This window comes from Streptomyces hainanensis (genome assembly GCF_004348415.1).
GTDB classification, from domain to species: domain Bacteria; phylum Actinomycetota; class Actinomycetes; order Streptomycetales; family Streptomycetaceae; genus Streptomyces; species Streptomyces hainanensis.
Genome location: NZ_SMKI01000368.1, coordinates 1 through 8084, shown reverse-complemented (window position 1 = coordinate 8084; position 8084 = coordinate 1). Strand labels below are relative to the sequence as shown.

General features: G+C 73.1%; 7 protein-coding genes and 1 pseudogene. 5 read left to right on the top strand and 3 right to left on the bottom strand.

Features of this window, described 5'->3' with window-relative positions:
• Window positions 1-93: 93 nt before the first annotated feature.
• Window positions 94-1017, bottom strand: coding sequence for a helix-turn-helix domain-containing protein (locus E1283_RS27125; protein ID WP_132820790.1), 924 nt, complete (start codon window positions 1015-1017; stop codon window positions 94-96).
• 314 nt (window positions 1018-1331) lie between these two features.
• Between E1283_RS27125 and E1283_RS27120 the strand changes: the two genes are divergently transcribed.
• Together E1283_RS27120 and E1283_RS27115 are read left to right on the top strand one after the other, a co-directional pair.
• Window positions 1332-1967 carry a GAP family protein gene (locus E1283_RS27120; protein ID WP_132820789.1) on the top strand — a complete coding sequence of 212 codons (636 nt, stop codon included), beginning with the start codon at window positions 1332-1334 and terminating at the stop codon, window positions 1965-1967.
• A 163-nt stretch (window positions 1968-2130) separates the two neighbouring features.
• Window positions 2131-2967 carry an alpha/beta fold hydrolase gene (locus E1283_RS27115; RefSeq protein ID WP_132820788.1) on the top strand — a complete coding sequence of 279 codons (837 nt, stop codon included), beginning with the start codon at window positions 2131-2133 and terminating at the stop codon, window positions 2965-2967.
• A 55-nt stretch (window positions 2968-3022) separates the two neighbouring features.
• Here the strand turns inward: E1283_RS27115 and E1283_RS27110 are convergent, their stop codons facing one another.
• The gene (locus E1283_RS27110; protein ID WP_132820787.1) at window positions 3023-3631 is read right to left on the bottom strand and encodes a TetR/AcrR family transcriptional regulator; all 609 of its coding nucleotides are present in this window, start codon (window positions 3629-3631) and stop codon (window positions 3023-3025) included.
• A 126-nt stretch (window positions 3632-3757) separates the two neighbouring features.
• Here E1283_RS27110 and E1283_RS27105 point away from each other — a divergent pair, with 126 nt between their 5' ends.
• The 3 genes from E1283_RS27105 (at window position 3758) to E1283_RS27095 (ending at window position 7901) form a co-directional block, all read left to right on the top strand.
• The gene (locus tag E1283_RS27105; RefSeq protein ID WP_132820786.1) at window positions 3758-4729 is read left to right on the top strand and encodes an aldo/keto reductase; all 972 of its coding nucleotides are present in this window, start codon (window positions 3758-3760) and stop codon (window positions 4727-4729) included.
• Window positions 4730-4896: 167 nt separating this feature from the next.
• Complete coding sequence (locus E1283_RS27100; protein ID WP_165956256.1) at window positions 4897-6963, top strand: beta-galactosidase; 2067 nt, start codon at window positions 4897-4899, stop codon at window positions 6961-6963.
• Complete coding sequence (locus E1283_RS27095) at window positions 6960-7901, top strand: aldo/keto reductase (protein WP_243745133.1); 942 nt, start codon at window positions 6960-6962, stop codon at window positions 7899-7901. Before E1283_RS27100 ends, E1283_RS27095 begins: the two co-directional genes overlap by 4 nt.
• Before the next feature lie 89 nt (window positions 7902-7990).
• Here E1283_RS27095 and E1283_RS39050 read toward each other — a convergent pair.
• Window positions 7991-8084 (bottom strand): annotated as a pseudogene (locus E1283_RS39050) (PPOX class F420-dependent oxidoreductase); the annotation flags it as partial.

The following is an 8084-nucleotide window of genomic DNA, read 5'->3' as shown; positions in this document are numbered from 1 at the left end:
GCCGTGGCGGGGGCCGGTGTCGACGAACGGCGTCGGCGGGAGCCGGTGTCGAGGATCAGCGGGGGTCGCGGCCCGCCGTGCGGAACGAGCCGGTCAGGAAACGGCGTTGATGAGGAACCCCCGCGCGGAGTCGCCGGTGCAGGGTCCCTGGATCGCTTCCGCCCCGGCGGCCTCGGCATCGTCCGCGACGGCCAGGCACTGGTCGCTCTGCTCGTTCCGCAGGAGGTAGGCGGGTCCCTCCGAACCGGCGGGCGGGGTCACCGGCTCCAGCCGGAAGTGCTGCTCGGGCCGGCCGGCGCCGCAGTTGACCGCGTTCACCGGTTCGAGGAGGCCGGCGGCCGGGCCTTCGGCCATCAGGCTGAGGCAACCGCGTCCCTCGGAGGGCTTGTCCCACTCCACGAAGTACCAGTCGTCCACGCCGACGGCCCGCAGGAGGGTGCGCGGGCCGTCCGCCGCGTCGCAGGGCCCCTCGACGGCGACGGCGGAGCCGTAACGGCCGCTGCGCTGGCGGCCCTCGGTGAGGCACAGGTCGGGGGCGTGCGCCGGGCGGATCTCCACCTCGCCGTCCGGGAAGGGCAGGGTGGGCGTGCCGGGGTCCGACGCCGGCTCGCCGTCCGGCCACAGGGCCCACGTACCGGCCGCCAGCAGCACCGCGAGCCCGAGCCCGATCGACGCCGGGACGAGCCCGCGGCGGCGCCGGGGGGTTCCGGCTCCGTCCGCCTCCGGCGGGGGCGGGGCGGCGACCCGGTCCCTGGCGGCCAGCCACTCCCGCACGTCGCCCTCGTCACCGCCGCAGGCGCGGACGAACGCCGCGAGGACGTCGGGGCGCGGCAGCGTGGACCGGTTCAGGACATCGGCGAGGGTGCTGCGGGGCAGGATGTCGCCCCGCGCCTCGGCGCGTTCCCCGAGCTGCCGCAGGGAGAGGCCGGAGCGCTCCTTCAACGTGCGCATCGCCGCGACGAACTCGCCGACGTCCCGTGCGACAGCGGGTGAGGGCACCGGGCCACCTGAGGTCATGGGCTTATCCTCCGGGCGCCGGGGCGTGTGATCAACCCCCGTCACCACAGCGGGGGTTGGCCTTCCGGCGGCACGCGAGACCTCCCCCGTCGCCCAGCGGGCGCCGGGGCCGGCCCGGACGCCACGTCCCACCGCGAAGGGCGGCTCGCCCGCCCCCGCCCGGGGGGCGATGACGGCCGTGCCGCCGGCGCCGCGGCGACGCGCCCCGGTCCCGACCGCGGTGGCTTCCCGGCCGGCCCGGCCAGGGGATTCCGTGCGGCCAGCCGGCCTAAGCGTCCTGGTGGGACGGCCGTCGCTCCGGTAACCCCGTTGCCATGGACATCCCGGTTCTCCCGCTGGCCGTGACGATGATGGCCGGCCCGCAGTTCGTCTCCTCGGTCATCCTGGTGACGACCCCGCGCGCCGTGCGGGTGTCGCTCGCGTTCCTGGCCGGCGTGGCGATCGCCGTGGCGGTGGGGGTGACGGCGATGTTCGGCGTCGCGGCCGCCTTCGGCGGCGCGGTCGGGCTGGGCAGCGAGTCGGACAGGGGCTCGACCGGCAACATCGTCAAGTACGTCCTGGTGGCGGCCCTGGTGGTGCTCGCGTTGCGGAACTGGCGGGGACGGGAGACGGCCGAGCCGCCGAGGTGGCTGGGCGCGTTGATGGACGCCGGACCGGTCCGGGCCTTCCGCACCGGGCTGCTGGTGATCGCGCTGATGCCGTCCGACCTGATCGTCATGCTGACCGTGGGGGTGCACCTGCGGCAGACGCACGCCAGCCCGGTGGCCGCGCTGCCGTTCTGGGCGCTGACCGTGCTGATCGCGGCGCTGCCGCTGCTCGCGCTGCTGCTCTTCCGCCACCGCGCCGCCACGGCGATGCCCAGGGTGCGGGAGTGGATGAACACGCACAGCTGGCTGATCAACATCGCCGTCTGCGTCCTGTTCATCGTGATCATCCTCTCGGGGGAGTGACCGCCCGCTCTCCGGCCCGCGCCCAACCCGCCTTCTGTCCCAGTCGGTTCAGAAGTGTTACCGTTACTTCAGTACCGATCGGTGCTGAAGTAGGAGGGGGCTCGGCCGCGTGGCGCGGGCGACACCCCCTCCCCGGGAAACCAGGATCTGAGGGGCTCCGGCAATGGAAGGTTTCACCAGCGAGTTCGCCGAGGTCAACGGCGTTCGGCTGCACTACGTCGTCGGCGGCGAGGGCGACCCCCTGGTGCTGCTGCCCGGGTGGCCGCGCACCTGGTACCAGTTCCGCGGGATCATGCCGCCGCTGGCGGAGCACCGCCGGGTGATCGCCGTGGACCTGCGCGGCATGGGCGACTCCGCCAAGCCCCAGAGTGGGTACGACAAGAAGACCATGGCCCGGGACATCCGCGAGCTGGTCCGCTTCCTCGGCTACGAGCGGGTCGACGTCGCGGGGGAGGACATCGGGTCGCAGGTGGCCTTCAGCTTCGCCGCCAACCATCCCGAGGCGACCCGGAGGATCGCCCTGTGGGAGACCGGGCACCCCACCGAGATATTCAACGAACTCCGCATGCTGCCCCAACCGGGCCAACCGGCCCCCTGGTGGTTCGCGTTCAACCAGCTCGACGGGCTGCCGGGGCAGCTCCTCGAAGGCCGGTTCCGGTACGTCGTCGACTGGCTGATCGACTACCAGGCCACCACCCCCGAGGCCTTCGGCGAGGAGGCCAGGGCCCGCTACGCCGCCGCCTACGACACGCCCGACGCGATCCGGGCCGCCAACGGTTGGTACCAGACCTTCGGGCAGGACATCGAGGACCTGGAGGACTACCCGGTGCTGACCATGCCCCTGTTGGCCCTCGGCGGCATCTACTACCAGCTGGTCCTCGCGCAGTTGGAGGGGAGGGCGACGGACGTGCGCCTCGTCGAACTGGCGGGGGCCGGGCACTACCTCGCCGAGGAACGCCCCGACGACATCGTGCGCGAACTCACCGCGTTCCTCGGATGATTCGGGCCGGCCCGTCGTCGTGGTGGTCCGGCGGCCGCCGGGCGCTTCGGGCGCGTCAGGCGTGCGGCCAGCCGCGCAGCGCCGTGTCGGCGATGTCCTGGAGCTCCTCGCGGCCGAGGCCGCTGGCCGCCTGGACGGCGATGCCGAACCCCACCGTCGCGAGGTAGCGGGCGAGCCGCACCGGGTCGGTGTCGCGCGGGAGGTCGCCCTCGTCGACGGCCCGCCGGAATCGCTCCTGGAGGCGGTGGCCCGCGTCGTTCCGCCAGCCGACGAGCACGTCGTGCGCGGCGCGACCTCCCTCGCTCGCCGCCAGCGCGCCCTGCACCCCCAGGCATCCGGAGGGGCGTTCGGGAAGGGTCGTGGTGCGAACCGCCCCCTGGAGGAGCGCCTCGGCCACCCCGCGTGCCGTCGGCTCCTCCAGGGCGCGCGAAGCGTAGGACGCCGGCCCCTCGGTGTAGCGCGCCAGGGCCTTGCGGAACAGCTGCTCCTTGTTGCCGAAGGCCGCGTACATGCTCGTCTTGGTGATCCCCATGGCGTCGGTCAGATCGGAGAGGCTCGCCCCCTCGTACCCCCGCTCCCAGAAGACCCGCATGGCGCGCTCCAGCGCCTCGTCGACGTCGAATCCTCTGGGCCGACCGAGGACGGCGTTCCGGGAACCACCCATGTCCTGAATGGTACCCCTCGGTACAGAACCCCGCCGGCGAGCGATGTCCGGGCGAACACCGCACGACGGCCTCGAAGACAACAGTTCGAAGACAACAGCTCGAAGAAACAGAAGGAGAACAGCAGGATGAGGACCATCTCGCTCGGCGGGCTCGAGGTCTCGCGCATCGGCCTCGGAGCCATGGGCATGTCGGCGTTCTACAGCGGTGCCGGCCGGGAGGAGGCCGAGTCGATCCGGACGATCCACCGCGCCCTGGAGCTCGGGGTCACCCACATCGACACCGCGGAGCTCTACGGCCCCTACACCAACGAGGAGTTGGTGGGGCGCGCCGTCAGGGGACGCCGGGACCGGGTCGTGCTGGCCACCAAGTTCGGCCTCCTCTCGCACACCGGCCGCCCGGAGCCCGACAGCACCCCGGCCAACATCCGGCTCGCCGTGGAGGGTTCGCTGCGGCGGCTCGGGACCGACCACATCGACCTGTACTACCAGCACCGGGTGGCCCCCGACACGCCCATCGAGGAGACCGTGGGCGCGCTGGCCGAGTTGGTGGCCGAGGGGAAGGTGCGCCACATCGGCCTGTCGGAGGCGAGCCCGAAGACGATCCGCCGGGCGCACGCCGTTCATCCGGTGGCCGCGGTGCAGACCGAGTACTCGCTGTGGAGCCGCGACCCCGAGGCCGAGATCCTGCCGGTGGTGCGCGAACTGGGCATCGGCTTCGTGCCGTACTCGCCGCTCGGCCACGGCTTCCTCACCGGGAACATCCGCTCCCTGGACGGCCTGGACGCCGACGACTGGCGTCGCACCAATCCGCGCTTCACCGGCGGCAACCTCGGACGCAATCTGCGCATCGTCGACGAGGTCCGGGCCGTCGCCGCCGAGGTCGGGGCCACGCCCGCCCAGGTCGCCCTGGCCTGGCTCCTCGCGCGGGGCGACGACATCGCCCCCATCCCGGGCACGAAGCGGGTCGCCCGGGTGGAGGAGAACACCGCCGTCGACGGCCTCGACCTCACCGACGACCAGATCGCCAGGCTCGACGACCTGCCGTCGGCCGCCGGCGAGCGTTTCGACGAGGGCAACATGGCCGCCATCGACCGCTGAGCGGGCGGGCGGCGTCCACACCGGTCGGAGATCCGGGGACATGGCGGCCGCGAACGGACGGGCAGGCCCGCTCCTTCGAAGCGTCCGCTGCGTCCCCGCGTCCCGGCTCGGTATGAAACGATTCACCCGAGAGGATGCCGCCGTCCGACCGAGGAGACGCACGAGCGATGCCAGCAGCCCCCCACCTCATGAGCGGATTCCGCGACCGCCTGCCGGGCATCGTGTTCGGCGGGGACTACAACCCCGAACAGTGGTCGCCCGACGTCTGGCGGGAGGACGTACGCCTGATGCGGGAGGCCGGCGTCACGCTCGTGTCCCTCGGGGTGTTCGCCTGGTCCGCCCTGGAGCCGTCCGACGGCACGTTCACCTTCGGCTGGCTCGACGAGGTGATGGACCTGCTCGGTGAGAACGGGATCGCCGTGAACCTGGCGACCCCCAACGCCGCGCCGCCGCCCTGGCTGGCGCACGACCACCCGGACAGCCTGCCCGTCGAGCGGGACGGCACCCGGATCGCCGTCGGCGGCCGCGGCCACTTCTGCCCCTCGTCGCCCGAGTACCGGGACCGCGCCCTGCGGATCGCGCGCCGCCTGGCCGAGCGGTACGCCGACCACCGGGCGCTCGCCATGTGGCACGTCGGCAACGAGTACGGCTACGAGTGCTGCTGCGACCGGTGCGACGGCCTGTTCCGCGGCTGGCTCCAGGAGCGCTACGGCTCGTTGGAGGAGCTGAACAACCGTTGGGGAACGCTGTTCTGGAGCCAGCGCTACGGCGACTGGAGCCAGGTACACCTTCCCCGGCCCGTGCGCGGCCGGACGAACCCGGCCCGCGAGGTCGACTTCAAGCGGTTCGGCTCGGAACTCCTGTTGGGCCTGGTGACCGACGAGCGCGACCTGCTGCGGTCGATCACCCCCGACATCCCGGTGACCACGAACTTCCTGCAGTTCCACCCCAGCCTCGACTACCGGCGCTGGGCCCGCGAACTGGACGTCGTCGCCTACGACTCGTACCCCGACCCCGCCCGGCCGCACACGGTCTCGGACGCCTCGTTCCAGTACGACCTCATGCGCGGCATCGGAGGCGGCCGGCCCTGGATGCTGATGGAGCAGGCCGCCGCCGGCGTCAGCCAGTGGCCGCTGAACCTGGTCAAGCGGCCGGGGCGGATGCGGCTGTGGTCCTACCAGGCGATCGCCCACGGGGCCGACGCCGTGATGTTCTTCCAGTGGCGCGCCTCCCGCTACGGACAGGAGAAGTTCCACTCCGCGATGCTGCCCCACTCCGGGCAGCGGGCCCGCTCCTGGCAGGAGGTGCGTGACCTGGGCAACGAGCTCCCGAAGATGCGCCCCGTCGCCGGCACCACCGGCGCCGCCCGGGTCGCCGTCGTGTGGGACTGGGAGAACTGGTGGGCGGTGGAGGGCTGTTACCACCCCCGCAACGACTTCAGCTACCGCGAGGTCGTCACCCGGCAGTACCGGGCGCTGCGCGACCTGCGGCTGGGCGTCGACGTGGTGTCCCCGGACGAGGACCTGGCCGGCTACCGGCTGCTGGTCGTGCCGAACCAGTACCTGATCACCGCCGCGCAGCGCGACGCCCTCCGGGCCCACGTCGAAGCGGGCGGGCACGTCGTGATCTCCTACTTCTCCGGGATCGTCGACGAACACGACCGGGTACACCCCGACGGCTACCCTGGCGGGCTGCGGGACATCATCGGGGGCCAGGTGCTCGACATGTCCCCGCTGGCCGACGACGACCGGGTCGGCGTGAGGGGGCTCGGCGACACCGGGCCCGGGGCGAGCGGGCCCGGCGCGACCGGCGAGTGGTCCGCCACGGCGACCGACTGGCAGGACGACCTCGTCGCCGAGTCGGCGGTGCCGCTCGCCACCTACACCTCGGGATTCCTGGCGGGTCGGCCGGCGATCCTGGATCATCGCCTCGGTGGGGGCCGGGTGGTGTACCTGGGCACCCGGCTGGACGACGACTCCTTCGCGCACCTGCTGAGGACCGTGGCGGACCAGGCGGGCGTGTCCGCCGTCCACCCCGCACCCGCCGGCGTGGAGGTCGCCGAGCGGCTCTCCGACGACCGCCGCTACCTCTTCCTCCTCAACCACACAGAAGGGCCCGTCATGATCCAGCTCGAACGCGCCGGCCACGACCTGCTCACCGGGAGGGAACACGCCGAGGGCGAGTCCCTGACCCTCCCGGTGGCCGGCGTCGCCGTGCTGAGCAGCCCCCGGTGAGCGGCGCCACGCCCCTCGTCGGCGAGCGGCCGCTCGCCGACTGCGGCATCCAGGTCAGTCCGATCACCCTGGGCACCTCGTTCCTGGGAAACCCGCCCACGCCGGACGGGGCCCCCGCCCCGGCCGCCGACGAACTCGCCAGCGCCCTGCTCGGCGGGCCCTACGCCGCCGTGGACACCTCCAACAACTACGCCCAGGGGCGCAGCGAGACCGTCCTCGGCCGGGAGCTGCGGGCCAACGGCCTCGGCCGGGGCCGGTCGGTGATCACCAAGGTCGACGCCGACCCCGAGACCGGCGCGCTCGACCGCGACCGGGTGTGGCGCTCCTTCGAGGAGAGCACCGCGCGGCTCGGCCTGTCCCGGTTGCCCGTCCTGCACCTGCACGACCCGTACACGGTGACCGCCGACGAGGCGTTGGCCCCCGGCGGCGCCGTGCAGGGCCTGCGCGAACTGAGGGAACAGGGGCTGGTGGCGGCCATCGGCATCGCCGCCGGACCCCTCTCCCTGATGACGCGGTACGTGCGCAGCGGCGCGTTCGACGCCCTCCTCACCCACAACCGCTACACCCTGGTCGACCGCAGCGCCGAGCCGTTGATCGCCGAGGCGACGGAGCGCGGCATGGGCGTGTTCAACGCGGCCCCGTTCGGCGGCGGCCTGCTCGCGGGACGCACCACGCGCTACGCCTACCGCGACAGCCCGCCCGACCTCCTGGCCTGGATCGAACGCGCCCGCCTGACCTGCCAGGCCCACGGCGTCGACCTGCCCGTGGCGGCGCTGCACTTCTCCCTGCGTAACCCGCTCGTCCACTCCACCGTCGTCGGCGTCAACGCCTCGCGACGGATCGCCGACCTGGAGCGGATGCGGACGACGTCGGTCCCCGAGGCCCTGTGGACCGCCCTGGCCGAGCTCGGCACGCCCCCCTCCACCATCGACGACTGACCGGGACCGGGACCGGACCGGGACCGAACCGGCGATCATCCTGGTGACGACACCGATCCCCCGCCCGTGAGGAGCCACGCCGTGACCAGCCCGTTCCACTCGTCCGACAGCACCACGAGCGACACGGCGGCGTCCCGCCGCGCGTTCCGGGTCTTGGCCCGCTCCGGATACGTCGACGCGACC

Bases quoted from the DNA above. Each gene is read 5' to 3' on its own strand.
- E1283_RS27125 (WP_132820790.1), bottom strand. From the start codon at position 1,017: ATGACCTCAGGTGGCCCGGTGCCCTCACCCGCTGTCGCACGGGACGTC.
- E1283_RS27120 (WP_132820789.1), top strand. From the start codon at position 1,332: ATGGACATCCCGGTTCTCCCGCTGGCCGTGACGATGATGGCCGGCCCG.
- E1283_RS27115 (WP_132820788.1), top strand. From the start codon at position 2,131: ATGGAAGGTTTCACCAGCGAGTTCGCCGAGGTCAACGGCGTTCGGCTG.
- E1283_RS27110 (WP_132820787.1), bottom strand. From the start codon at position 3,631: ATGGGTGGTTCCCGGAACGCCGTCCTCGGTCGGCCCAGAGGATTCGAC.
- E1283_RS27105 (WP_132820786.1), top strand. From the start codon at position 3,758: ATGAGGACCATCTCGCTCGGCGGGCTCGAGGTCTCGCGCATCGGCCTC.
- E1283_RS27100 (WP_165956256.1), top strand. From the start codon at position 4,897: ATGCCAGCAGCCCCCCACCTCATGAGCGGATTCCGCGACCGCCTGCCG.